General features: G+C 65.7%; 21 protein-coding genes. 12 read left to right on the plus strand and 9 right to left on the minus strand.

Going from position 1 to position 22958, the window contains the following annotated elements:
• Positions 1 to 86: 86 nt before the first annotated feature.
• Positions 87 to 638: a TetR/AcrR family transcriptional regulator gene (locus CH289_RS04630; RefSeq protein WP_033189243.1), complete on the minus strand. Its 552-nt coding sequence runs from the start codon at positions 636 to 638 to the stop codon at positions 87 to 89.
• 28 nt (positions 639 to 666) lie between these two features.
• Positions 667 to 1563, minus strand: a complete 897-nt coding sequence (locus tag CH289_RS04635; RefSeq protein ID WP_019663714.1) for a LysR family transcriptional regulator — start codon at positions 1561 to 1563, stop codon at positions 667 to 669.
• Between the two features lie 137 nt (positions 1564 to 1700).
• Here CH289_RS04635 and CH289_RS04640 point away from each other — a divergent pair, with 137 nt between their 5' ends.
• Together CH289_RS04640 and CH289_RS04645 are read left to right on the plus strand one after the other, a co-directional pair.
• The gene (locus CH289_RS04640) at positions 1701 to 2792 is read left to right on the plus strand and encodes a tartrate dehydrogenase (protein ID WP_094727449.1); all 1092 of its coding nucleotides are present in this window, start codon (positions 1701 to 1703) and stop codon (positions 2790 to 2792) included.
• Positions 2793 to 2794: 2 nt separating this feature from the next.
• The gene (locus tag CH289_RS04645) at positions 2795 to 3739 is read left to right on the plus strand and encodes a phosphoglycerate dehydrogenase (protein WP_019663716.1); all 945 of its coding nucleotides are present in this window, start codon (positions 2795 to 2797) and stop codon (positions 3737 to 3739) included.
• A 34-nt stretch (positions 3740 to 3773) separates the two neighbouring features.
• Here CH289_RS04645 and CH289_RS04650 read toward each other — a convergent pair whose 3' ends face one another.
• Both CH289_RS04650 and CH289_RS04655 read right to left on the minus strand, forming a co-directional pair.
• On the minus strand, positions 3774 to 4352 hold the full coding sequence (locus tag CH289_RS04650; RefSeq protein WP_094727450.1) for a hypothetical protein: 579 nt from the start codon (positions 4350 to 4352) through the stop codon (positions 3774 to 3776).
• Positions 4353 to 4362: 10 nt separating this feature from the next.
• Positions 4363 to 5049 (minus strand): TetR/AcrR family transcriptional regulator, encoded by a 687-nt coding sequence (locus tag CH289_RS04655; RefSeq protein WP_256977029.1) that lies wholly within the window; start codon positions 5047 to 5049, stop codon positions 4363 to 4365.
• A 119-nt stretch (positions 5050 to 5168) separates the two neighbouring features.
• Here CH289_RS04655 and CH289_RS04665 point away from each other — a divergent pair, with 119 nt between their 5' ends.
• The 4 genes from CH289_RS04665 to CH289_RS04680 all read left to right on the plus strand — a co-directional run bounded on the left by CH289_RS04665 (position 5169) and on the right by CH289_RS04680 (position 8447).
• On the plus strand, positions 5169 to 6656 hold the full coding sequence (locus CH289_RS04665) for an MDR family MFS transporter (RefSeq protein ID WP_019663719.1): 1488 nt from the start codon (positions 5169 to 5171) through the stop codon (positions 6654 to 6656).
• Positions 6657 to 6711: 55 nt separating this feature from the next.
• Positions 6712 to 6912, plus strand: a complete 201-nt coding sequence (locus CH289_RS04670) for a hypothetical protein (RefSeq protein ID WP_033189238.1) — start codon at positions 6712 to 6714, stop codon at positions 6910 to 6912.
• Positions 6913 to 6996: 84 nt separating this feature from the next.
• Positions 6997 to 7716 (plus strand): haloacid dehalogenase type II, encoded by a 720-nt coding sequence (locus CH289_RS04675; RefSeq protein WP_033189237.1) that lies wholly within the window; start codon positions 6997 to 6999, stop codon positions 7714 to 7716.
• 59 nt (positions 7717 to 7775) lie between these two features.
• Positions 7776 to 8447, plus strand: a complete 672-nt coding sequence (locus tag CH289_RS04680) for a response regulator (protein WP_019663722.1) — start codon at positions 7776 to 7778, stop codon at positions 8445 to 8447.
• Here the strand turns inward: CH289_RS04680 and CH289_RS04685 are convergent.
• Positions 8422 to 8808 (minus strand): response regulator transcription factor, encoded by a 387-nt coding sequence (locus tag CH289_RS04685; RefSeq protein WP_230594269.1) that lies wholly within the window; start codon positions 8806 to 8808, stop codon positions 8422 to 8424. The genes CH289_RS04680 and CH289_RS04685 overlap by 26 nt on opposite strands.
• 75 nt (positions 8809 to 8883) lie before the next feature.
• Between CH289_RS04685 and CH289_RS04690 the strand changes: the two genes are divergently transcribed.
• The 6 genes from CH289_RS04690 (at position 8884) to CH289_RS04715 (ending at position 17067) form a co-directional block, all read left to right on the plus strand.
• On the plus strand, positions 8884 to 10443 hold the full coding sequence (locus CH289_RS04690; protein WP_094727452.1) for a sensor histidine kinase: 1560 nt from the start codon (positions 8884 to 8886) through the stop codon (positions 10441 to 10443).
• Positions 10444 to 10573: 130 nt separating this feature from the next.
• Positions 10574 to 11395: an alpha/beta fold hydrolase gene (locus tag CH289_RS04695; RefSeq protein ID WP_019663725.1), complete on the plus strand. Its 822-nt coding sequence runs from the start codon at positions 10574 to 10576 to the stop codon at positions 11393 to 11395.
• A 254-nt stretch (positions 11396 to 11649) separates the two neighbouring features.
• Positions 11650 to 13308 carry a serine hydrolase gene (locus CH289_RS04700; RefSeq protein WP_094727453.1) on the plus strand — a complete coding sequence of 553 codons (1659 nt, stop codon included), beginning with the start codon at positions 11650 to 11652 and terminating at the stop codon, positions 13306 to 13308.
• A 37-nt stretch (positions 13309 to 13345) separates the two neighbouring features.
• Positions 13346 to 14632, plus strand: coding sequence for a serine hydrolase domain-containing protein (locus CH289_RS04705; protein WP_094727486.1), 1287 nt, complete (start codon positions 13346 to 13348; stop codon positions 14630 to 14632).
• A gap of 89 nt (positions 14633 to 14721) precedes the next feature.
• A complete protein-coding gene (locus CH289_RS04710) occupies positions 14722 to 15369 on the plus strand; it encodes a PadR family transcriptional regulator (protein WP_019663728.1) in 648 nt (215 codons plus the stop codon).
• 18 nt (positions 15370 to 15387) lie between these two features.
• Positions 15388 to 17067, plus strand: a complete 1680-nt coding sequence (locus CH289_RS04715) for a Na+/H+ antiporter (RefSeq protein WP_094708687.1) — start codon at positions 15388 to 15390, stop codon at positions 17065 to 17067.
• A 63-nt stretch (positions 17068 to 17130) separates the two neighbouring features.
• Here the strand turns inward: CH289_RS04715 and CH289_RS04720 are convergent, their stop codons facing one another.
• The 4 genes from CH289_RS04720 to CH289_RS04735 are packed head-to-tail and all read right to left on the minus strand — an operon-like array spanning position 17131 to position 22958.
• Complete coding sequence (locus CH289_RS04720) at positions 17131 to 18117, minus strand: LacI family DNA-binding transcriptional regulator (protein WP_179276737.1); 987 nt, start codon at positions 18115 to 18117, stop codon at positions 17131 to 17133.
• A gap of 39 nt (positions 18118 to 18156) precedes the next feature.
• Complete coding sequence (locus CH289_RS04725; RefSeq protein WP_033189226.1) at positions 18157 to 19392, minus strand: alpha-hydroxy acid oxidase; 1236 nt, start codon at positions 19390 to 19392, stop codon at positions 18157 to 18159.
• 37 nt (positions 19393 to 19429) lie between these two features.
• Positions 19430 to 20890 carry a rhamnulokinase gene (locus tag CH289_RS04730; protein WP_037144943.1) on the minus strand — a complete coding sequence of 487 codons (1461 nt, stop codon included), beginning with the start codon at positions 20888 to 20890 and terminating at the stop codon, positions 19430 to 19432.
• A gap of 7 nt (positions 20891 to 20897) precedes the next feature.
• A complete protein-coding gene (locus CH289_RS04735; protein ID WP_080738095.1) occupies positions 20898 to 22958 on the minus strand; it encodes a bifunctional rhamnulose-1-phosphate aldolase/short-chain dehydrogenase in 2061 nt (686 codons plus the stop codon).

The following is a 22958-nucleotide window of genomic DNA, read 5'->3' on the forward strand; positions in this document are numbered from 1 at the left end:
AGTGGAAACGACAGCCCCTTCGGACCGCGTCGACCCAAAACTAGACACTCCAGCGAAGAAGTGTCAAGGTTTTCTCGGGCGCGGTGTCAGGCCAATCGGTCGAGCGCGGGTTCGAGCCACCTGCCGAGGAACTCACGAAGGGACTCGTCCGTACGCACCGCATCGCTGTCGAAAACGATCACCGACAGGCCGAGGCGCACGGTGATCTCGACGATCTCGTCCAGGTGCCGCTCGTCGACCATGCCGCGATCGACGAGCGAGTCGAAGAACTGCCGCGCAACAGGTTTGGCGCGCGCGATCATCCCGTAGTCGAAGACAGGGTTTCCCTGCTCCGCCACCAGAAGCGCCGCGAGCACGGGATTGGAGCGAAACGCGTCACGTCCCGACACGATCATCTCGGTCGCGAACTCCGCCACGGAGCCGGTGGATTCGAGCCTCGCACGAATGCCGCCCAGAATCTCCAGCACCAGACTGGCCACCGCCTGAGACACGACCTCTTCGCGAGACCCGAAGATGCTGTAGACGGTTTGCCGCGAGACCCCCGCGGCACCGGCGACCGCGGCAACGTTGACCCCCTCGAATCCACCGTCCTCGATCAACCGCAGAGTTGCGTTGAGGACCTTCTGGCGCGACCGCATTCGTCCATTATCTACGTCGTCAGCAGTTTCACGCGGACAGGCGCGGTGGCAGGTGTTCGCGAAGATGGTCGACGGCCGCGCGCACCCGTCGTGGAACCTGCGGAGCCGCCGAGTAGACGGCATGAATGTCCGCGTCGGGGGTAGCGATGTCCGGAAGAACCTGCACCAACGAGCCGTCGCGCAGCATCGGACCGACGTGCCACAGCGATCGCATCAGCAGACCGCGTCCCTCCACACACCACGCGGTGGTGACGTCCCCGTCGTTGCTCGTCATGTTCCCGGAGACCCGCAGCGCCGTCTCGTCGGCGCCGACGCCGAATCGCCACAGCGCGAAGTCACCCGCGTCCTGCCGCAGCACGATGCAGTTGTGCCGGCGGATCTCCTCGATGGTGCGAGGCGATCCGTGTTCGGCGACGTACCCGGGCGAGGCGACCACGATCCGACGGCTGCGCGCGAGCCGCTTGGCGGTGGACCTCGAATCCTGCAGCGCACCAACCCGGATGGAGAGGTCGTACGGCGTCATCGATGCCGCCGGAGGTGTCGCGGAGAGTTCCACGTCCACCTCGAGTCTCGGGTGCAACGCCACGAACTCCGCCATCAGTGGCGCGATGTGCGCCCGCCCCAACCCGACCGACGAGTGAACCCGAAGTCGACCCCGCAGCTCCGCGTAGTGGCCGCTGATCGATTCCTCCAGCTCGGCCACGTCGGCCGAAATGGCCGCGGCACCGCGTGCGTACCGCTCACCTTCCGGCGTCAACGTGAGCCTGCGGGTACTGCGATGGACCAGGCGGACCGCCAACCTGGATTCGAGCTGAGCGAGTCGTTTGCTGACCGAGGAGACGGACACCCCCAGCTCGCGCCCCACAGCGGTGAGGCTCGCCGATCTGGCCACCACCTCGAAGAATCCGAGATCGTCCTTCTGCATTCGACGCCTTTCTTTCCTCCAAGGAAAGAATACTTTGCCAGATGCCCCCTTTCTCCGCGGCTTCTTGCGAATTACTGTCGAACCGAACGTTCACCTACAGACCGACGCCTACAGACCGACACCAGGAGGACCGCTCGATGGGTTCCACGCACAGAATCGCTGTCATCGCCGGAGACGGAATCGGCAAGGAAGTGGTTCCCGAGGGTCTCGCGGTTCTGCAGGCGGCCGCGTCGACGTTCGACTTCACGCTCGACATCGAGGAGTTCGACTACGCGAGTGCGGAGTACTACACCGCCCACGGAAAGATGTTGCCCGACGGCTGGTTCGATCAACTGAATCGCTTCGACGCCATCTTCTTCGGCGCGGTCGGGTGGCCGGATGTGGTGCCGGATCACGTGTCGTTGTGGGGCAGCCTCCTGCAGTTTCGTCGCACGTTCGATCAGTACGTCAACCTCCGGCCGGTCAAGTCGATGCCGGGCGTGACAAGCCCTCTGGCCGGACGCGAGCCGGGCGAGATCGACTTCTATGTCGTTCGCGAGAACACCGAGGGTGAGTACTCGAGCATCGGCGGCACGATGTTCGAGGGCACGGACCGGGAGACCGTCATCCAGGAAACCGTGATGACCAGGACGGGAGTCGATCGAATCCTGAAGTACGCCTTCGATCTCGCCCAGCAGCGACCTGCGCGCCACCTGACCTCGGCCACGAAGAGCAACGGGATTTCCATCACCATGCCGTACTGGGACGAACGCGTCGAGAAGATGGCCGCCGGGTACGACGACGTCCGAGTGGACAAGTACCACATCGACATTCTGACCGCGAACTTCGTGATGCATCCGGATTGGTTCGACGTGGTCGTCGCCAGCAACCTGTTCGGCGACATCCTGTCCGATCTCGGCCCGGCCTGCACCGGGACGATCGGGATCGCACCCAGCGCGAACATCAACCCGGAGAGGATGTTCCCGAGCCTGTTCGAGCCGGTACACGGTTCCGCACCCGACATCGCCGGGCAGGGCGTCGCCAATCCGATCGGGCAGATCTGGAGCGCGTCGCTGATGCTCGAGCACCTCGGCGAGCCCGAGGCAGGCGCCGCGGTTCTGCGTGCCGTCGAGTCCGTTCTGGCCGACGGCTCCTACGCCACACCGGATCTGGGTGGCACGGGTACCACCGCCGGCCTCGGCGCCGCGGTGAAGGATGCCCTGCTCGCGTCCGGCGTCAGCGGCCACTGAGCATGGCACGGATTCTGATCACCACCGACTATCTCGAACCGGGTGACGACGTCGACCGGCTTCTTCGCGGCCGTGGGCACACCACCGTCCACAGCCCGGCACGCGGTGCGCGCCCTCCGGGTGAGATGGCCTCGCTGCTCTCCGTCGCCGACGCCGCCCTCGTGGCGGGAGAACCGATCACGGCCGAGATGATCGATGCAGCACCCGATCTCACCGTCATTGCGCGCAGCGGGGTGGGTTACGACACCATCGACGTGGACGCGGCCTCGCGGCGTGGGGTCGCCGTGTGCAACACACCGGGGGCCAACAGCAACGCCGTCGCCGAGATGGCGTTCATGCTGGTCTCGATGTGCGCTCGACGCGTCGGCGAGACGCTCGCCGGGGTGGCGAGCGGAGGTTGGCCGCGGCACGACACCGTCGAACTACGCGGGTCGACGCTGGGGATCATCGGATTCGGGCCGAGCGGGTCACGTCTGGCCGAGCTCGCCGCGTGTTTCGGAATGAGAGTACTGGTTCACACGTCGTACCCCGACCCCGCGAGGCGGGTGCAGTACTGCGGTCTCGACGAGGTGCTTGCCGAGTCCGATTTCGTGTCGCTGCACGTGCGGCCGACGGCCCGGAACAAGCGCATGATCGGCGTTCGCGAACTGTCGATCATGAAAAGCACTGCTTCGCTGATCAATACGGCCCGAGGTTCCCTGGTCGACGAGGACGCCGTGGCGGACGCGGTGCGCTCGGGCGGTATCGCAGGGGCCGGGCTCGACGTGGTGGACGTCGAGCCGTTGCCGACCGCCAGTGCGCTGCGCGAGCTTCCGAGCGTCGTGGTCACTTCTCACCTCGCCGGCCAGACCGCGCAGGCACGCGCGAGCGCGAGTCGCTCGGCAGCGGAAGACATTCTGCGAGTCCTGGACGGGGGCGAGCCGCTCGGTCGGGTGAACCTGACCTGACTCTGCCTGGCCTGAGACTGCCGGCCCTGACAGTTCAGTGCGAGGTGTAGACCTTCAGCAACACGATGACGGCGGCCAGAGCCGCGGTCACCAGGCCGGCGACGAACACCTTGAACGTGAGGGGTTCGCCGCGTAGTCGCTGAGCGACGATCTGCAGTGTCGCGATGCGGAACACCACGACCCCACCGGCGATGAGCTGCGCCCAGTACGTCGGCAGGATCCACAGCCAGGCGAGGGCGAGGATCGCCGCCGGAACGGTGCCGGACGACGCGATGGGGACGGCGTCTCGGATCTCGTCGATCACCGTCTGCTTCTTCTGGGTGTCGGTCGATCCGTGCACCGACTCGGGAATGTTGCTGCGCGCGACGATCTCGGCGAACACGTGGGCAACGAACGTCGTCGATGCGGTGGCCAGCACGAGGAGGAACGCGTCGCCGTCGTCGATGCTCGCGGGCGACGCCGCGACCACCGCGGTCAGCACGAGGATGTTTCCGTAGACGTACGCCGACAGCCTGGCGGCAGCGCGGGTGGGGGTCAGCGGTCCGCTCGCCCGAGTGGACAGGCGCCGGTACGCAGCCGTCCGAACGATGCGGCTCCGCAGTGTGGCAATCATGTGGAGAAGACTATTGCTGCCCGATCACCTGTCGCAGTTCACCGCGCGTAGTTCGATAGATTTCCGCGAGATCGGCGTCCTCGCCTGCATCGACGCGTGTGGCCCACTCGTCGAACGCGATCCGAAGCGTCATCCCCGCACTCTCGACCGTCAGCCGTGCGAACGTGCGTGATCGCGTGCCGTTCAGGGCGCTCGTCAGCGCGTCGGACAGGCGGCACAGCGCGGTCGCATCCATCGCGATCGCAGTGGCTCGCAACTGCGCGTCTCCGTTGATGAGTCGACGCGCACGCAGCACGCGGCTCGTGGTTTCCTCCGAGGCTCCGACGAGCCGAAGAGCGGCGCGTTCGTAGATCGCTTCCATCCCGGCGAGGTCGATGTCGCGTGCGTCGGTGTGCTCGAGCCACTGCTCGATCTCGGCGTCCAGATCGAGATCCACCGACAGGATCGACTCTTCCTTCGTCTTGAAATGACGAAAGAACGTACTGGGCGACACGCCTGCCGCTTTGGCGATCTCGTCGACGGTCGTCGCGGCCACTCCCCGCTGCTCGAACAAGTCGAGCGCAGCCAGGTTGATGTCCAGCCGGGTCTCGCGCCGCCGTCGTTCCCTCAGATCGAGCACCGGCGGCGCGTGATCGGACTGCGCATGATCGGACTGCGCGTGATCGGACTGCGCTGGCGCCCCACCCGCATTGTTCATCTCCGCGTCACCCTTTCTGTTGGCCTCAACATACCAGTCCATTCCAAGTTGACAGTCACTGTCAGTTCGCCGCACACTGTCAACAAGAACGTCGGCCACACTTCGAGGAATCACTGAACATGCAGACAGACGCGATGGATACTTCGCCGAGCAAGAACGAGGCCTCACAGCTGCCGCCGGGCGGGAAGCTGCTCATCGGCGTCCTGGTGGTCGCGGCATTCGTCATGATCCTCAACGAGACGATCATGAGTGTCGCGCTGCCGCGGTTGATGGTGGACCTGAGCATCACCGCAACGACCGCACAATGGCTGACCACCGGCTTCATGCTCACCATGGCCGTCGTCATCCCGACGACCGGATACCTGTTCCAGCGCTTCACGTTGCGTCAGGTGTTCGTCGCCGCGATGACGTTGTTCACCGTCGGCACCCTGCTGGCGGCGTCGGCTCCCGGGTTCGAACTGTTGCTCGCGGGCCGCATCGTCCAGGCCAGCGGCACCGCCCTCATGCTGCCGTTGCTGATGAACACCGTCCTCAACCTCGTTCCGGCCCACGAGCGAGGAAAGATGATGGGCGTCATCTCCATCGTGATCGCCGTGGCTCCTGCCGTCGGCCCGACGATCTCCGGCATCATCCTCGACGCACTCGACTGGCGCTGGATGTTCTGGCTCGTGCTGCCGATCGCGTTGATCGCCTTCGGCATCGGCGTCGGACTGGTCAAGAACGTGACGCCGACCAGCAGGCCATCCTTCGATGGGTTGTCGGTCGTACTGTCCGCGCTGGCATTCGGTGGACTCGTCTACGGGCTGAGCAGCATCGGCCACTCCGCCGAGGGATCGTCGATCCCCGTGTGGATTCCGTTGACCGTCGGAGTGGTTGCGCTGGCGATCTTCGTGATGCGACAGATCGCCCGTCAGGACTCGGAGCGTGCCCTGCTCAACATGCGGCCGTTCTCCACACCGACGTTCACCATCGGACTCGGCATGCTGATGATCAGCATGATGGCCCTGTTCGGTGCCTTGATCCTGCTGCCGATGTACCTGCAGAACATCCTCGGACTCGACACGCTGACCACCGGACTCATGCTTCTGCCCGGCGGTCTGACGATGGGCTTGCTCGCGCCGTTCGTCGGACGCGCGTTCGACCGAATCGGCCCGCGGCCCCTCGTCATTCCCGGGGCGATGATCGTCAGCGCTGCTCTCTGGGCGATGACCCTGCTCGACGCCGAGTCCTCGCTCCCGATGGTCGTCGCGATCCACTGTGTTCTGTCGGTCGGTCTCGCCACGATCATGACACCGCTGATGACGTCGTCGCTGGGATCGCTGCCGAAGCACCTGTACTCGCACGGCAGCGCGATCTTCAACACCCTCCAGCAGTTGGCGGGCGCCGCCGGTACGGCACTGTTCGTGACCGTCATGTCCACGACGGCAGCCTCACGCGTTGCCTCCGGAGTCGCGGAGACCGCGGCCAGCCAGGACGGTATCCACACCGCCTTCCTGTGCGGAGGCGTCGTCTCCCTCGTCGCGGTAGCGGCCTCGTTCTTCATCCGCAGGCCTGCAGCCGACCAGCCGGCCGAGCGCGTTCAGCCGGAGGAAGTGAGGACCGCCTAGCGCCCGTACCGTGCCCGGCGGTTGAAGCCGCTGGACAACGGTTACTCCAGTCGGCATGACCAACACCCCTGACCACAGCAACACCCCTGACCACAGCAACACCGATGCCCGCTCCGAGGATTCTCCGAAGGGCGGGCATCCTGGTCCCGTCGACGAAGGCAAGAACGGCGGCATGGCCACCCGCGAGCTCGCTCCGGATCTCGCCGACGGGGATGCAAACGACGGGGATGCAGCTGAAGGCAAGTCCTCGGACTGACGCCCGGCGTCGAACTCGCACCACGTGCGGTCCGCGATATCCGGCGTTACGGTGTTGAGCCGAGCCGAGCAGTGAGGACCGTCCGTGGATCTTGCCCAGTACGACGCATTGAGTTTCGATTGTTACGGCACTCTGATCGATTGGGAAACCGGAATCGCCGCGGTTCTCGCGCCCTGGGCGCGGGATGTCGGGCTGACGATGTCCGACGAGGAACTGTTGCTCGCGTACGCCGCGAACGAGGCGCAGGCCGAGGTGGATTCACCCGGGTCGCTGTATCCCGACATCCTCGCCGACGCGTTCCGTCGCACCGGCGAGGTTCTCGGGGCTCCGGTCTCCGATACGTGGGCGACGCGCCTGGGCAGTTCGGTCCCCGAGTGGCCCGCGTTCGCAGACAGTCACGACGCTCTGGCGGCTCTCGCGTCGAGATACTCGTTGATCATCCTGTCCAACGTTCACCGCGACGGATTCGCCGGAAGCAACGCCCGTCTCGGCGTTCGATTCGACCGGATCATCACCGCGGAGGATGTCGGAGCGTACAAGCCGGCACCCCAGCACTTCGACGCTCTCGACGCCACGCTCGCGGATCTCGGCATCCCGAGGACCCGACTTCTGCACGTCGCGCAGAGCCTGTTCCACGACCACGTCCCTGCTGCGCGCCACGGCCTCGACTCCGTGTGGATCAACCGTCGACACGCACGACCGGGGTGGGGCGCGACACCCGAGCCGACGGGCGACGTCGGCTACGGTCTCGAGTTTCCGTCCATGGCGGACTTCGCCGCCGCAGCTTTAGAGTCGAACGACTGATGACGGCGGACGCACCGCCGATGCACACTGCTCTCTCGACACCAGCGTGAGGGAGCGTGATGGCAGGGCTGCGGGTAGTGATCGCCGATGACGACGTACTGCTGAGGGAGGGGCTGTCCAGCCTGCTGACTCGGGCCGAGCTCGACGTGGTCGGCACGGCAGGCGACGCCGAGGAACTGCTCGCACTGGTGGACCGTGAGCGTCCGCAGTTGGCGATCGTCGACATCAGAATGCCGCCGACCTACACCGCGGAGGGGCTCGACGCCGCACTCCGCATTCGCAGCGAATTCCCGGGCGTCTCGATGCTTCTGCTCTCCGCTCACGTCGAGGTGGAGCATGCGCTGGAACTGCTCGACGACATGAAGAACGGGTCGGCCCAGGGCATCGGGTATCTGCTCAAGAGTCGCGTCACCGATGTCGACGATTTCGTCGGCGTCGTCGAACGCGTCGCCGCAGGATCGTCCGTGATCGATCCTGCGCTCGTCTACGAGTTGGTTGCGGCGAAACGCCGCGACGATCCGCTGGGCGCGCTGACCGCACGGGAACGTGACGTGCTCACTCACATGGCCGAGGGGCTGTCCAACGCCGGTATCGGACGTCGCCTGTGGATCACCGAGGGCACCGTCGAGAAGCACGTCCGCAGCATTCTCACCAAGCTGGATCTGGCCGAGACCGCGGACGACCACCGACGCGTGCGCGCCGTGATCATGTATCTCGACACACTGTCGTGAGCAGCGTTCGGATCGACTCGGCCGACAGGTCGAACTTCGGCAGGAACCCGACGGCCGAGCTCGATTCCACGAGGTCCGCGAAGTCGTCTTCGTCGTGCGTGGACACCAGAATGATCGACGGCCGTGATTCGGCGCCCGCCTCGGCGATTGCTTCCACCACGTCGAACCCGCTCTCGTCACCGAGGTCGATGTCGACCAGAACCAGATCCGGGCGTGCGCCCAGGACGATCTCCACCGCCTGCGCGAGCGTCGACGCAGTTCCGACGACCGTGACGTCTGTCGCCTCCAACATTCGGCGCGCCGACAGGCAGAACGCGTCGCTGTCGTCGACGATGAGGCAGCTGCGGGCGAAGGACTTCACTTCACCCAGGGTGTCAGACGCCGCCTCGGCCGACATGCCCGCTAGCCGGAATACTCGTCCCGCGGGCTACGTCCGATGACTACGTCCGTTGCACGCAAGGAGCGCCTCGTCACCCTGGTGCTGCGTCCCAGCTCCCCTCCCGTCGCCTGCGGAATCGCCCTCGCCGCGGCGCTCGTTCTGGTCGAGATCGTCGTGGTTCTGATGCTCAAACGGATCGCACCCGAGAACGCCTTCGGCGCGGTCTTCCTGTTCGGTGTGCTGGTCGTCTCCGCCGGTTGGGGATTTCGGTTGTCGATCGCGACCTCGATTGCCAGCGCCGCGGCATACGCGTACATCCACGTCATCGAAAGCAGCGAAAGCCTGGTCCCCGCAGTCGTCGTCTTCCTGGCTCTCGCGCTGCTGACGAACACGCTCGTCGGGCAGTCCCGTTTGCGTGCAGTGGAATCGGCGCGGCAGAACCGCCGAGCCACGGCGTTGGCGCGACAACAAGCGTCGCTTCGACGGGTCGCCACCCTCGTCGCCTCCAGGGCCGAGCCGGACGAGGTCTACGCCGCCGTCACCGCCGAGCTCGCCGGAGGTCTCGGCATCGAGCACGTCTCCGTCGTGCATTTCGAACCCGTGCATTTCGACCCCGTGCAGGCTCGTTCGGGGTTGGACAGCTCGACGCCGGGGACGTACGTGGTGCTCGCGGGGCGTGACACCACCGAAGGACATCGGCTCACTCCCGGTGAAAGGCTCACGCTCGGCGGACACAACGTGTGCACCGCGGTCGCCGCGACGGGCCGACCCGCGACGATCGACTTCACCACCGCAACAGGCGATATCGTCGACCGTCTCCAGGGCCGAGGAATTGCACTCGGCCTGGGCGTACCGATCAGCGTCGACGGAAGAATCTGGGGTGCGATCGTCGTCGGCTCCACCGAGAGCTCGGTCGAGCCCGATCTGCAAGACCGACTGACCGACTTCGCGGACCTCCTCGCCACCGCCGTCTACAACAGCGAGACGCGAGAAGAGCTCACCCGGTCGCGGGCTCGTGTCGTCGCCGCTGCGGACCAGGCCCGACGGAGCATCGAACGAGACCTGCACGACGGCGCGCAACAGAGAATCGTCTCTCTCGGAATGGAATTGAGAACAGCACAGGCCGTCGTTCCCGAGGATCTGCGCGAGCTGAGACAGAGCCTGGACCGCAGTGTCGACACACTCGCGCAGATACACTCCGATCTCCGCGAGCTCTCACGCGGCATACACCCCGCCATCCTCTCGCGCGGCGGACTGGCGCCTGCACTCAAGACGCTTGCTCGTCGCAGCCCGGTACCGGTATCGCTCACGACGGACATTCCGGTCCGCCTGGACGACTCCATCGAAGTGGCAGCGTATTACGTCGTCGCCGAATCACTCACCAACACAGCCAAATACGCCGGCGCCTCACATGTCCAGGTGACTGCGGTCGTCACCGACGGCGACCTGACCCTCACCGTCGCCGACGACGGTCGGGGCGGCGCCGACCCCACCCTCGGATCGGGCCTGATCGGTCTGCACGACAGGGTGGCGGCAGCAGGCGGCACGCTGGCACTGCACAGCCCTCCCGGTGCGGGCACGTCTCTCACGGTCACCATCGCGGCGCCTACCGGCTAGCCGGTATCGCGCCCGGCCGAAATCAGGCACACGGTGTGGACGCCAGCCGCGACGACATCGACGCGCGCGTGGACGAGTGTTCTGGGTACCACCCTTTCGGGGCCCAGCATTTCCATTCGAGGAGCTCACCATGCCGTACATCACCACAACCGACGGAACCGAGATCTACTACACCGAGCAGGGCACCGGTAAGCCGGTGCTGCTCAGCCACGGGTGGCCGCTGTCCTCGGATGCGTGGCAGCTCGAACTCAAGCTGCTCGCCGACGCCGGATACCGCGCCATTGCCCACGATCGCCGCGGCCACGGACGTTCCTCGAAGACCTACACCGGCAACGACATGGACACGTATGCTCGCGACCTCGCCGAACTCGTCGAGGCACTCGATCTGCAGGAGCTCACTCTCATCGGTCACTCCACCGGAGGCGGCGAGGTCGTCCGCTACGCAGCGCAGCACGGCGGAACCCGCGTCGCCCGGGTCATCACGGCGGGTGCCGTACCTCCCATCATGCTGAAGTCCGACGCCAATCCGGAGGGCACCCCGATCGAGGCGCTCGACGACATCCGCAACGGCGTCCTGACCGACCGGTCGCAGTTCTACAAGGATCTCGCCGAGCCGTTCTTCGGGGCCAACCGCGACGGCGCACAGGTGTCGCAGGGAGCGAAGGACGACTTCTGGCGTCAGGGCATGCTGGTGAACCTCGCCGCGGCGTACGACTGCGTCAAGGCGTTCTCCGAGACCGACTTCACCGAGGACCTGAAGGCTCTGACCGTTCCCGTGTTCATCGCTCAGGGCGACGACGATCAGATCGTGCCGATCGCCGCGGCAGCGCTGAAGTCCATCGGCCTCGTCAAGGACGGCACGCTCAAAGTCTATCCCGGTGCACCGCACGGCATCCACGGCGATTACCAGAAGGCCTTGGACGCAGACATTCTCGCTTTCATCGCGAAGTAGCGCGGGCCGTACCTCTCTTCCGTGCGTGTGGAGTCACGACCGTGGTGGTTCCACACGCACGGCACGGAATCTGCCCGATACTGCAAATTACATAGTGCAACATGCAGTCACGGGTGTATCGTCATCGCCACAGTGCGCAGCGTCCATCGTCGGGATCGGCGCGCCTGCCAAATCGATCTGTGCTCGTGGACTCGTGGACAGTGCCCACGAACCGTCCCCGTGAGAACACGTGACGCTTCGGACGGAGCAACTCGATGGTCGGGACATGCACTCCCCTCGTTCGTGCGCGATTGTCGGCTCTCACCGTCCTCGCACTCGGGATGACCGTGCTTCTGGCGTGTAGTTCCACCGCCGGCACGGACTCCGCTTCCAACGCCGACTCCAATGCAGGATCGGAGACGAACGCGAGCGCACTCGCCGAGACTCCTCCGCAGGTTCCACCCGCGTCGATCGACCGGGCAGCCGTCGACGCCGCCGTCGGACAACTCGACGGGTACGTGGAGGACATGATGGCACGAACGGGCGCTCCCGGTATCGCCGTCGCGGTCGTCTACCAGGACGAAGTGCTGTATTCGAAGGGATTCGGTGTTCGGAAGGTCGGCGAACCGGACCCGGTGGACACCAGCACGATGTTCCAGCTTGCCTCGGTGTCGAAGCCCGTTGCGTCGTCGGTGGTCGCCTCGCTGGTCGGCGAAGGCAAGCTCGAGTGGGACGAGCCGATCCGCCGGTTCGAACCGGGTTTCGCGGTGTCCGATCCGTACGTCACCGAGAACGCCGGCTTCACCGACCTGATGTCGCACCGCTCCGGCCTGCCCGACCACGCAGGCGACCTCCTCGAGGACCTCGGCTACAGCTACGACGAGATCATCGCTCGCTTGAATCAGGTTCCGTTGGAACCGTTTCGAGACAACTACGACTACACCAACTACGGGTTCTCCGCAGCAGGCGTGGCAGCAGCCAAATCCCAGGGCACCACGTGGGCGGAACTGTCCGAGGAGAAGATCTACGAACCCCTCGGCATGACCAACACGACGTCGAGCCAGCAAGAATGGGTCGACTCACCCAACCGTGCCTTCAATCACGTTCCGACGGAACCGGGTTCGACAACGTGGGAAGCGAAGTACGTCAGCGATCCCGAAGGCCAGGCCCCGGCGGGTGGTGCAGCGTCCTCCGTCGACGACATGGCCCAGTGGATCCGCATGGAACTCGCGGGCGGGGAGTACGACGGCACCACCGTCGTCGAGCCCGAAGCCCTGCAGTTCACCCACCAAGCGCATTCTCTCGCCCACCCCGCGGAGACGCCAGGAGCGCGAGACACTTTCTACGGCATCGGCTTCAATGTCGGCACCGACAGTCAGGGCCGCGTCGAGGTCAGTCATGCAGGGGCGTTCGGACTCGGCGCGAGCACCGACGTCGTGATGCTACCGAGCGAGCAACTCGGCATCGTCGTACTCGCCAACACCGCACCCGTCGGTGTCTCGGAAACCATTGCGGCACAGTTCATGGACTACGCCAAGAACGGTGATCTCACCGTCGACTGGGCGCCGTTCATCGCAGGCCAGTTCGAGAAGATGGTCGCGCACGGCCGTTCCGAGACGGACTACGAGAATCCGCCCGCGTCGACGACGCCTGCGCGGGAGCCGAGCAGCTACGTCGGCACGTACACAAGCCCGTTCTACGGCGCTGCCGAAGTCACTGCCGAAGGCGACGAACTGGTGCTGAAACTCGGCAAGGAACTGCAGTCGAGTTACCCCCTCACCCACTACGACGGCGACACCTACTGGTTCGAACCCGTCGGCGAGAACGCGTCGGGGCCGACAGGCGCCGAGTTCGCCCTCACCCCCGGAGCGCCGACCACACTCACCGTCGAGTATCTCGATCCTCTCGGACTCGGCACGTTCACCCGCTCCTGACTTCGTAGACGCCCACGACACGAACGGACCCCAGATGATGCACCGCACTTCAGGCAAACTACTGACCATTCTGTTCACTGCAGGACTGCTCGTCGCGGCATGTTCGTCGGGCAACGACAGTGCTGTGTCCGAGAGTGCTGTGTCCGAGAGTGCTGATTCGTCCTCGGCCCTCGTGCCGTTCGACACTGCGGCGATGGACGCGGTAGTGGACGAGATGGCGAAGGAATACCGCGAGATCGGCATGGTGGTGTTGATCCGGACTCCGAACGGCGAGTACGTGAACACCTGGGGCAGCACGGATGCTGGTACCGCGACGCCACCTACGCTCGACACCAAGGTGCGCGTCGGGTCCAACACCAAGACGTGGACGGGCACCGTCATCCTGCAGATGGTTCAGGAAGGCAAGATCTCCGTCGACGATCCGGTGAGCCAGTATCGCCCCGATGTTCCCAACGGTGAGAACATCACCATCGGACAACTCCTCGACATGCGCAGCGGTCTCTACAGCTACACCCAGACCGTCGAGCTCAACCGAGCGCTCGACGAGGATCCCGAAAGAGTCTGGCAACCAGAGGAACTGGTTGCACTCGGGCTCTCGAACCCGCCGACGTCCGCTCCGGGCACCGAATACAACTACTCCAACACCAACACCGTGCTGCTCGGGCTGATCGCGGAGCAGTTGGACGGAAAGCCGATCGCGCAGATCTACCAGGATCGACTGTTCTCCGCGCTCGAGTTGACGGACACCTCGTTCCCGGCGAACACCGACACCTCCATTCCCGCGCCGTACACCGCCGGATACTCCTACAGCGGAAACCTCGAAACCCTGGGCGAAGGAAAGGAATCGCTGTCGCCCGAACGTATCGCCGCCATCGACGCAGGCTCCGTCACGCCGAGAACGACGACGAACGACAACCCGTCGTGGACGTGGTCGGCCGGACAAGGAATTTCGACGGCGAACGAGATGGCCACGTGGGTGAAGGCTCTCGCCGTGGGCGAGCTGCTCGACGCCGACACCCAGCAGCTCCGGATGAACAGCATCACCCCGAGCGACGACACGGGAACCGCAGCGTACGGCTACGGAATCGCACAGATGGGTCCGCTGTACGGGCACATCGGCGAGATGCCGGGATACAACTCCTTCATGGGATACGACCCGGAGAACGACGTCACGTTCGTAGTCTGGGCCAACCTCGCCCCGGCGGTCGACGGCAGCGCACCCGCCGCCAAGGTCGCCCGAGAACTGTTCCCGTTCGTGTACGCGGCGCCGTCCGCCGAAGCCTCGAACGCCGTCGAGGAGCACAGTGACGATGCCGGCGAGTGACAGGCAGGCACATGACAGCTCGGGCCGATAGTTAGGATCGGGACGTCGGCGCCGATCGGCGATCGGTCTTTCGGCAGGAAGGACCATCGGTGGCGCAGGGCGATCTGAACACAACCTCGTACGTCATCCTCGGATTGCTCGCCACGCGGGATTGGACGGCCTACGACATCTCGGTGCAGTTCGGCCGTGGAGTCGCCGAACTGTGGCCCCGGGCCGACCGCCAGCTGTACAACGCGCCGAAGAAGCTGCTCGAACGGGGCCTCGTCTCGGCATCGACGGATCCTGTGGGCACCGGCCGCAGCCGCACCGTCTACTCGATCACCGACGCAGGCCGCGACGCCCTCGCATCATGGCTCGCGACGGCGTCCAGGCCGTCGGCCATGGAGTTCGAAGGCATGATTCGGGTGCTGTTCGCCGAACAGGGTTCGCTCACCGACCTGCGCAACAACATCACCACGATGCGCGATCAAGCCCGGCAGACCCGTGCACTGTTCCTGGCCCACGCCGAGCGTCTGCACGACGTCGACAACTCGACGTTCCCCGAACGCCAACACCTGATGACGCTGGCCAACCGCTTCATGATCGGCCACTTCACCCACATCTCCGACTGGGCGGAGTGGGCTCTGACCGAAACCGATACGTGGTCGGACACGACGTCTCCGGCCACCACTCACCGCGAACGCAGCCGCGCCATTCTCGAGGAATCTCTGGAGCAGGATCGAACGCCGCCGGACTGAACACTCCGGCCTGCAGGTTTGAGAGCACGCCGGGGTGGAATCCATGCTCGTGAACTCACCCAGCGGCGCAACTACGTGCTGAGCATCCTCGGACTCGTGTTGGCCGCGACGGCGCTGATAGTGCTGGCGCAGGTCGTGTCCGAGAAGTCGTCGATCCCTGCCGCAGCGTTGCTCACCGTGGCAGGTCTTGCGGTGTCGACGTCGTCGCTACCGGACATCGTATTGGACCCGGAACTCGTGCTGACGCTGGTGATTCCGCCGCTGCTCTACAGTGCAGCGTTGAACTCGTCGCTGGTCGCGATCCGTCGCAACGTGTGGACGATCCTGAGTCTGTCCGTCGCGTTGGTCGTGGTGACGGCCTCCATCGTCGGCGTCGGATTGGCGCTGCTGATACCCGGGGCGACCCTCGCCGCGGGAATGGCCCTGGGAGCTGCCGTCGCACCGCCCGATCCCGTGGCTGCACTCGCGGTCGGCAGGCGAGCCGGCATACCGCCGAAGTTGATCACGCTGATCGAAGGCGAGGGACTGCTCAACGACGCGACCGCGCTGACGATGCTGACTGTCGCGGCCACCGCGATCGCGTCGCAGGACATGACCTTCACGCACGCGGGCGGACTCTTCGTGCTGGCCGCGGTCGGCGGAGTCATCGTCGGGTGCGCGATCGCGCTCGTCATCAGATTCGTGCAGATGTTCCTCGGCGATGCGCTTCTGCTCAACGTCGTATCCCTGGCCACACCGTTCGTCGCCTACGTCGCCGCGGAGGAAGTGCACGCGTCGGGAGTGCTCGCTGTCGTCGTCGCTGCTCTCTTCATCGGCCACGACACTCGCCACGCCGTGTCCGGAGCGAGCAGATTGCAGACGGGCGCCGTGTGGAGATTGATCGATCTGCTGCTCGAGGGTTTCGTGTTCCTGCTGATCGGCGAACAATTGCCGACGGTGATCGAGGGGCTTGCGGCCTACCCGCTCACCACCGTCGTCGGCGCCGTCGCGGTCACGCTCGCCGGCGTGCTGCTCGTCCGTCCCCTGTGGCTGCTCGGCACCGAGGCAGCGGCACGCATGGCCGACCGGTCTTCCTCTCGGTCTTCGCGGCTGTCGGGACGCGAGGTTGTGGTGATGAGCTGGGCGGGAACTCGCGGAGTGATCACCGTCGCCGCCGTGTTCTCGCTACCGCTGACGACGGAATCGGGTGAGCCGTTCGAGATCCGAAATCTGTTGCTGTTCTGTGCTTTCGTGGTCGTCCTGGTGACCGTGGTGGCGCAGGGCACGACGTTCGCCCCTCTCGTGCGACTGCTGAACGTGCGGGCCGACCCCGCCGCCGAATCGAGGTTGCGCAACGAAGCGCGCGTGGGCGTGACGAAAGCGGCCTTGCAGCAACTCGATCACATCGCCGACGAGGAGGAGATCGACGACGACGGCCGCGCGCTCATGCGCCGCGAGCTCGAGGAGCGCATCGACCGGTACAACCGCAGGCTCGATCATCTCGACGAGACCGACGACGACGCACCCGTCATCTCCCCCGAGCAGCAGGCCGCGACAACGGTCCGCCGTCGCCTCATCGACGCCCAGCGCGAGGAACTGGTGCGCTGGCGTGACGCCGGGCGCCTCCCCGACGCCGGGATGCGGAGCCTCGAGCACGAACTCGACCACGAGGAGCATTCCTTCAAACAGCACCCGGACGAGACGGACCAACCGGGCTAGGTTTTCCTCAGCGCAGTTTCCTCAGTGCAGTTTCCTCAGTGCAGTTTCCTCAGTGCAGTTTCCTCAGTGCGTGGAATCGCGGATGGTGAGCGTCGGCTGGAACTGCACGTGGCGTGGTTCGGCGCGGTGGTCCTGTGCCGATTCCTCCAGCAGATCCACCGCAGCACTGCCGATGTCGCGGCTGGGCTGCCTGATCGAGGACAGCGACACGACGGCCGACGCTGCGAAATCGATGTCGTCGTAGCCGATCACGGCGATGTCGTCGGGGACGACCGAGTTGCCCAGCATCACCAGGCTCTGCAGAACTCCCAGTGCGAGCAGGTCGTTGGCGCAGAATATGGCATCCGGTCGATCTTTCGGGGCGCGCTCGGCGATCGAGGCCGCAGCCGCTCGGCCTGCCAGCACGCTGGGCTCGCGGGTCGGCACGACCTCGATGACGGCGCCCGCCGCCTCCGCGGCCATGCGCGCGCCTCGCAGTCGATCCGCGACCTGTCTCAGCGAGGTGGGCCCACCGACGTAGGCGATTCTGCGCCGGCCCTGCTCACACAGATGACGGACGGCGAGTTCGCCTCCGGCGATGTCGTCCACCGCGACGGACGAGAACGACGTACCCGTTCCGTCGCGGTCGACCAGTACCACCGGGGTGCCTCGGGACTGGAGGAGTTCGAGTCGCTCGAGATCCTCCCCGACCGGAGACACCAGCAGGCCGTGGACACGTTGCTCGTCGAACGTGTCCAGGTAGAGACGCTCACGTTCCGGATCGTCGTCCGTGGACCCCAGCAGAACGGTGAGCCCTCGGTCGGTGGCACTGGACTCGACGCCTCGTGCGATCTCGGTGAAGAACGGGTTGCCGATGTCGAGCACCACCAGCCCGACGCATCGAGACCGGCCGGCACGCAGCTGCCGGGCAGCGTCGTTGCGGACGAATCCGAGTCGGTCGATCGCGGACATGACACGTTTCACCGTCGCGGGCGCAACCTTGTCGGGTGCATTGAGCACGTTGGACACCGTGCCGACGGACACACCCGCCGCCGCAGCAACCTGCTTCATGCTCTTCGCCACGACTGCAGTCTTACCAGCCGACCACGGTCACCGTGGGCGCGGGACCAACCGCTCGAGCTGAGTGACGTGGCCAGGGCCCAGTTCCTCCAACGCGGTGACACCCAAGAGACGCATGGTGCGTTCGACCTGCTCGGACAGAATGTCCACGGCACGGTTGACCCCGGCTTCGCCGCCCGCCATGAGCCCGTACAGGTAGGCGCGGCCGACGAGCGTGAATCGGGCTCCGAGGGCGATCGACGCCACGATGTCGGCGCCGGACATGATGCCGGTGTCGATCATGACCTCGGTGTCCTTGCCGACCTCGCGGGCCACCTCGGGCAGAAGGTGGAACGGAATCGGAGCACGGTCGAGTTGTCGTCCGCCGTGGTTGGACAGAACGAGACCGTCGACGCCCAGTGCGGTGACGGCCTTGGCGTCGTCGAGCGTCTGGATTCCCTTGACGACGAGCTTGCCCGGCCACTGCTCCTTGATCCACGCCAGGTCCTCGAAGGTGACCGTCGGGTCGAACATCGTGTCGAGCAGTTCCGCCACGGTGCCGGACCAACGGTCGATCGACGCGAACGACAGCGGTTCGGTGGTGAGGAAGTCGATCCACCACTGTGGACGCGGCAGCGCGTTCAACACGGTTCCCGGTGTCAGTGCAGGCGGAATCGTCATGCCGTTGCGCTTGTCTCGCAGCCTCGCTCCCGCCACAGGAACGTCGACGGTGACCAGAAGGGTGTCGTACCCCGCCTTCGCGGCACGGTCGACGAGGCTCATCGACCGCTCGCGGTCCTTCCACATGTACAGCTGAAACCAGTTGCGACCGTGCGGGTTGGCGTCGCGGACGTCCTCGATCGAGGTCGTTCCCATCGTGGACAACGAGAACGGGATGCCCGCGCGAGCTGCCGCATGCGCACCGGCGATCTCCCCCTCGGTCTGCATCATGCGGGTGAAGCCCGTCGGGGCGATACCGAAGGGCTGCGCCACCGGTGCGCCGAGCACGTCCCATCCCGTCGACACCTTGGACACGTCGCGCAGGATCGACGGCGAGAACTCGATGTCCTGGAACGCCTGACGCGCCCGGCTGATCGACAGTTCGGCCTCCGCCGAGCCGTCGGTGTAGTCGAACGCCGCCGTCGGGGTTCGACGCTTGGCGATCCGGCGAAGATCCTCGATGGTCAGGGCGGCGTCGAGCCTGCGCTTCTTGCCGTTCAACTCCGGCTTCTTGAACTGCATCAGGGGCGCGAGATCGCGCACCTTGGGGATTTGCCTCTTGACCATGGTCAATCCTTTGTCGTGTTTGTCATAGCGCTGTGGTTCAAAGGGATGCCGCCCGGCGGGAGGACGCAGGTTCGTGACGAACGGGAGGGAAGGTGGTTGCGACCGTGTGCCGCAGCCGTGTCAGATCTCCGGAGATCAACCCGTGGGTCCGTGCCTGTACCAGCACGTTACCCAACGCGGTCGCTTCGACGGGCCCGGCCAGTACGTCGAGTCCGGACCTGTCGGCGAGAATCCGGCACAGCAACGAATTCTGTGCTCCGCCGCCGACGACGTGGATCCGCCGCACGTCGATGCCTGCGAGTTCCGCGGCGTCGTACACCGCCGCGCTGAAGGCGACGGCCAGGGATTCGACGATCGCCCGAACCATCTCCACCCGTGACGACGGAACCGCAAGGCCACGATCGGAGTACCAGGCCGCGATTCGTGTCGGCATGTCGCCGCGAGGAAGGAACATCGGATCTTCGGCGTCGAAGACATGCGTGGGGGCCGGGCAGTGTGCCGCTGCCGCCAACATCTCCGGCAGGTCCACCGCCGCGCCGTCGGCTCGGCTCCATTCGCGCACCGATTCCGACAGCAGCCACAGACCCATCACGTTGTGCAACAACCGGTTGCGACCGTCCACTCCGGCTTCGTTGGTGAACCCCGCGTCGCGCACTCGGGAATTCACCACCGGCGAGGAGGTCTCGGCGCCGACGAGACCCCAGGTGCCGCAGGAGATGTAGACCGCCGAATCAGGATCCATCGGTACCGCGGCAACGGCGGAGGCGGTGTCGTGGGAACCGACAGCAGTGACCGACACCGACGGATCACCGTCCACGACACCGGGCAGGATGGGCCCGAGAACCTCGCCCGGGTCGACGACATCGGGAAACAGCGACCTGTCGATTCCCAGGAGATCCAGCAGGACATCGTCGAGCACGCCGTCGGTACCGAAAATGCCCGTCGTCGACGCGTTGGTACGCTCGGCGACCTCGCGGCCGGTGAGCCAGTACGACACGAGATCCGGCACCAGTAGCACGCGGTCCGCTGGTTCGAGCAGACCGTCGGCCCGGTCCACCGCAAGCTGGTACACGGTGGTGAACGGGAGGAACTGCAAACCGTTGCGGGCGAACAACTCCGCGCGGTCGACGACGGATTCCACGAGCTCGACGCCCCGCTGGGATCGTTCGTCCCGGTAGTGGTGCGGCAACCCGACCAGGCGACCTCCGCGCATGAGGCCGTAATCGACGGCCCACGAGTCGACTCCGACGCTCACCAGGTTGTCCGCGTCGCGAGCGGCGTCGGCGAGACCACGCCGAACGTGCCCGAACAATCCGGGCACGTCGGTGTGCAGCGCTGCCCGCGACCCGTTCCAGAGCCGGCAGGGTTCGTTGGGAAAACGGGTGACGACGTCGAGACGCAGCACGTCCCTGCCTGCGGTATCGCTGCCGACGGTGCCGACCACGACGCGACCGCTCGTCGCACCGAGGTCGACGGCCGCGACCTGAGCTGTACTCATGCCCGTCTCATCTCAGGAAGGCGGCGGCGACACCCGCGTCGACGGGCACGTGCAGTCCGGTCGTGTGCGAGAAGTCCGACGTGCACAGTGCGAACGCGGCATTGGCGATGTTCTCCGGCAACACCTCTCGCTTGAGCAGCGTGCGCTGCGCGTAGAACTTGCCGAGGTCGGCCTCGTCGACGCCGTAGACCGCAGCGCGGGACGCTCCCCAGCCGGCGGCGAATATGCCCGATCCCTGCACCACCCCGTCGGGGTTGATGCCGTTGACCTTGACACCGTGTTCGCCGAGTTCGGCGGCGAGCAACCGAACCTGATGTGCCTGATCGGCTTTCGTCGCCGAGTAGGCGATGTTGTTCGGTCCGGCGAACACCGAGTTCTTCGACGAGATGTACAGGATGTCGCCGCCCATCTTCTGGGCGATCAGCGCGGCCGCCGCAGCGCGCGAGACGAGGAACGATCCGCGAGCCATCACGTCGTGCTGCAGATCCCAGTCCGCGACGGTCGTCTCCAGCAGAGGCTTCGACAGCGAGAGGCCTGCGTTGTTGACCACCAGGTCGATACCGCCGAACGCGAGCACCGTCGCGTCGACGGCTGCCTGCACCGCAGCTTCGTCGGTGACGTCGGCCCGAACTCCGATCGCCACGTCCGTCGAGCCGATCTCGGCGGCGACGTCGGATGCTTTCTGCGCGTCGAGGTCGGCGATGACGACGCACGCGCCCTCCGCGGCCAATCGTGTGGCGATCGCCTTGCCGATGCCCGACGCCGCGCCGGTGACCAGGGCGATGCGCGTCGCGAGCGGCTTGGGTTTCGGCATCCGAGCGAGCTTGGCTTCTTCCAGCGCCCAGTACTCGATGTCGAACTTCTCCGACTCGTCGATGGGGCTGTAGGTGGACACCGATTCGGCGCCCCGCATCACGTTGATCGCGTTGACGTAGAACTCGCCTGCCACCCGGGCGGTCTGCTTGGTGGCGCCGTAACTGAACATGCCGACGCCGGGGATCAACACGATGGCCGGATCGGCGCCGCGCATCGCAGGTGAGTCCTCGGTCGCGAAGCGCTCGTAGTAGGCCTGGTAGTCCTTGCGGTACGCCTCGTGCAGTGTCTGCAGGCGTTCGACGGACTGCTCGATCGATGCGTCCGCAGGCAGGTCCAGAACGAGGGGCTTCACCTTGGTCCGCAGGAAGTGGTCGGGGCAGCTGGTGCCGAGCGCGGCCAGACGCGGATGCTCGGCGGCAGCCAGGTAGTCCAGGACCACGTCGGAGTCGGTGAAGTGCCCGACCTTGGGTTCGTCGGTGGATGCCATCCCTCGGATGTACGGGGCCAGGGCTGCTGCCTTGGCGCGTCGCTCGGCCTCCGGCAGGGCCGAGTAGCCGTCGAGCGCGGCGCCGAACGGTTCTGCTCGGCCGTGTTCGGCAAGGTAGGCCTGGGCAGCGCGGATGATCTCGAGCGAGTTCGCCTCCGACTCCTCGGACGTCTCACCCCATGCGGTGATGCCGTGTCCGCCGAGAATGCAGCCGATCGCCTGCGGGTTCTCGGCTTTGATAGCGGCGATGTCGAGTCCGAGCTGGAATCCGGGTCGTCGCCACGGAACCCACACCACCGTGTCGCCGAATATCTTTCGGGTCAGTTCGGGACCGTCCGCGGCGGTCGCGATCGCGATGCCGGAGTCCGGATGCAGGTGGTCGACGTGTGCTGCGTCGACGAGTCCGTGCATCGCCGTGTCGATCGACGGCGCCGCTCCCCCGCGTCCGTGCAGGGTGTAGTCGAACGACGCGACCATCTCGTCCTCGCGGTCCAGTCCCGGATAGACATCGACCAGTGCGCGCAGCCGATCGAGCCGCAGGACGGCCAGGCCGGACTCGGTCAGCGTTCCGAGATCGCCGCCGGATCCCTTCACCCACATGAGTTCGACATCGGCACCGGTCACCGGGTCGGTGTCGGTTCCCTTGGCGGAGGTGTTACCGCCGGCGTAGTTGGTGTTGCTCGGGTCGGACCCGAGACGGTTCGATCGTGCCAACAACGCTGCGACAGTCTCGTTCATCGTGTTCGCTTCCTGCTGTGTCGTCAT

The sequence above is a fragment of the Rhodococcus sp. RS1C4 genome (assembly GCF_002258225.1).
Lineage (GTDB): Bacteria > Actinomycetota > Actinomycetes > Mycobacteriales > Mycobacteriaceae > Rhodococcoides > Rhodococcoides fascians_E.

Coding starts and splice junctions, on each gene's coding strand:
- CH289_RS04635 (WP_019663714.1), bottom strand. CDS start 1,563: ATGCAGAAGGACGATCTCGGATTCTTCGAGGTGGTGGCCAGATCGGCG.
- CH289_RS04700 (WP_094727453.1), top strand. CDS start 11,650: ATGGTCGGGACATGCACTCCCCTCGTTCGTGCGCGATTGTCGGCTCTC.
- CH289_RS04705 (WP_094727486.1), top strand. CDS start 13,346: ATGCACCGCACTTCAGGCAAACTACTGACCATTCTGTTCACTGCAGGA.
- CH289_RS04695 (WP_019663725.1), top strand. CDS start 10,574: ATGCCGTACATCACCACAACCGACGGAACCGAGATCTACTACACCGAG.
- CH289_RS04655 (WP_256977029.1), bottom strand. CDS start 5,049: ATGAACAATGCGGGTGGGGCGCCAGCGCAGTCCGATCACGCGCAGTCC.
- CH289_RS04650 (WP_094727450.1), bottom strand. CDS start 4,352: ATGATTGCCACACTGCGGAGCCGCATCGTTCGGACGGCTGCGTACCGG.
- CH289_RS04730 (WP_037144943.1), bottom strand. CDS start 20,890: ATGAGTACAGCTCAGGTCGCGGCCGTCGACCTCGGTGCGACGAGCGGT.
- CH289_RS04645 (WP_019663716.1), top strand. CDS start 2,795: ATGGCACGGATTCTGATCACCACCGACTATCTCGAACCGGGTGACGAC.
- CH289_RS04640 (WP_094727449.1), top strand. CDS start 1,701: ATGGGTTCCACGCACAGAATCGCTGTCATCGCCGGAGACGGAATCGGC.
- CH289_RS04720 (WP_179276737.1), bottom strand. CDS start 18,117: ATGAAGCAGGTTGCTGCGGCGGCGGGTGTGTCCGTCGGCACGGTGTCC.
- CH289_RS04690 (WP_094727452.1), top strand. CDS start 8,884: ATGACTACGTCCGTTGCACGCAAGGAGCGCCTCGTCACCCTGGTGCTG.
- CH289_RS04670 (WP_033189238.1), top strand. CDS start 6,712: ATGACCAACACCCCTGACCACAGCAACACCCCTGACCACAGCAACACC.
- CH289_RS04735 (WP_080738095.1), bottom strand. CDS start 22,958: ATGACGACACAGCAGGAAGCGAACACGATGAACGAGACTGTCGCAGCG.
- CH289_RS04680 (WP_019663722.1), top strand. CDS start 7,776: ATGGCAGGGCTGCGGGTAGTGATCGCCGATGACGACGTACTGCTGAGG.
- CH289_RS04665 (WP_019663719.1), top strand. CDS start 5,169: ATGCAGACAGACGCGATGGATACTTCGCCGAGCAAGAACGAGGCCTCA.
- CH289_RS04630 (WP_033189243.1), bottom strand. CDS start 638: ATGCGGTCGCGCCAGAAGGTCCTCAACGCAACTCTGCGGTTGATCGAG.
- CH289_RS04725 (WP_033189226.1), bottom strand. CDS start 19,392: ATGGTCAAGAGGCAAATCCCCAAGGTGCGCGATCTCGCGCCCCTGATG.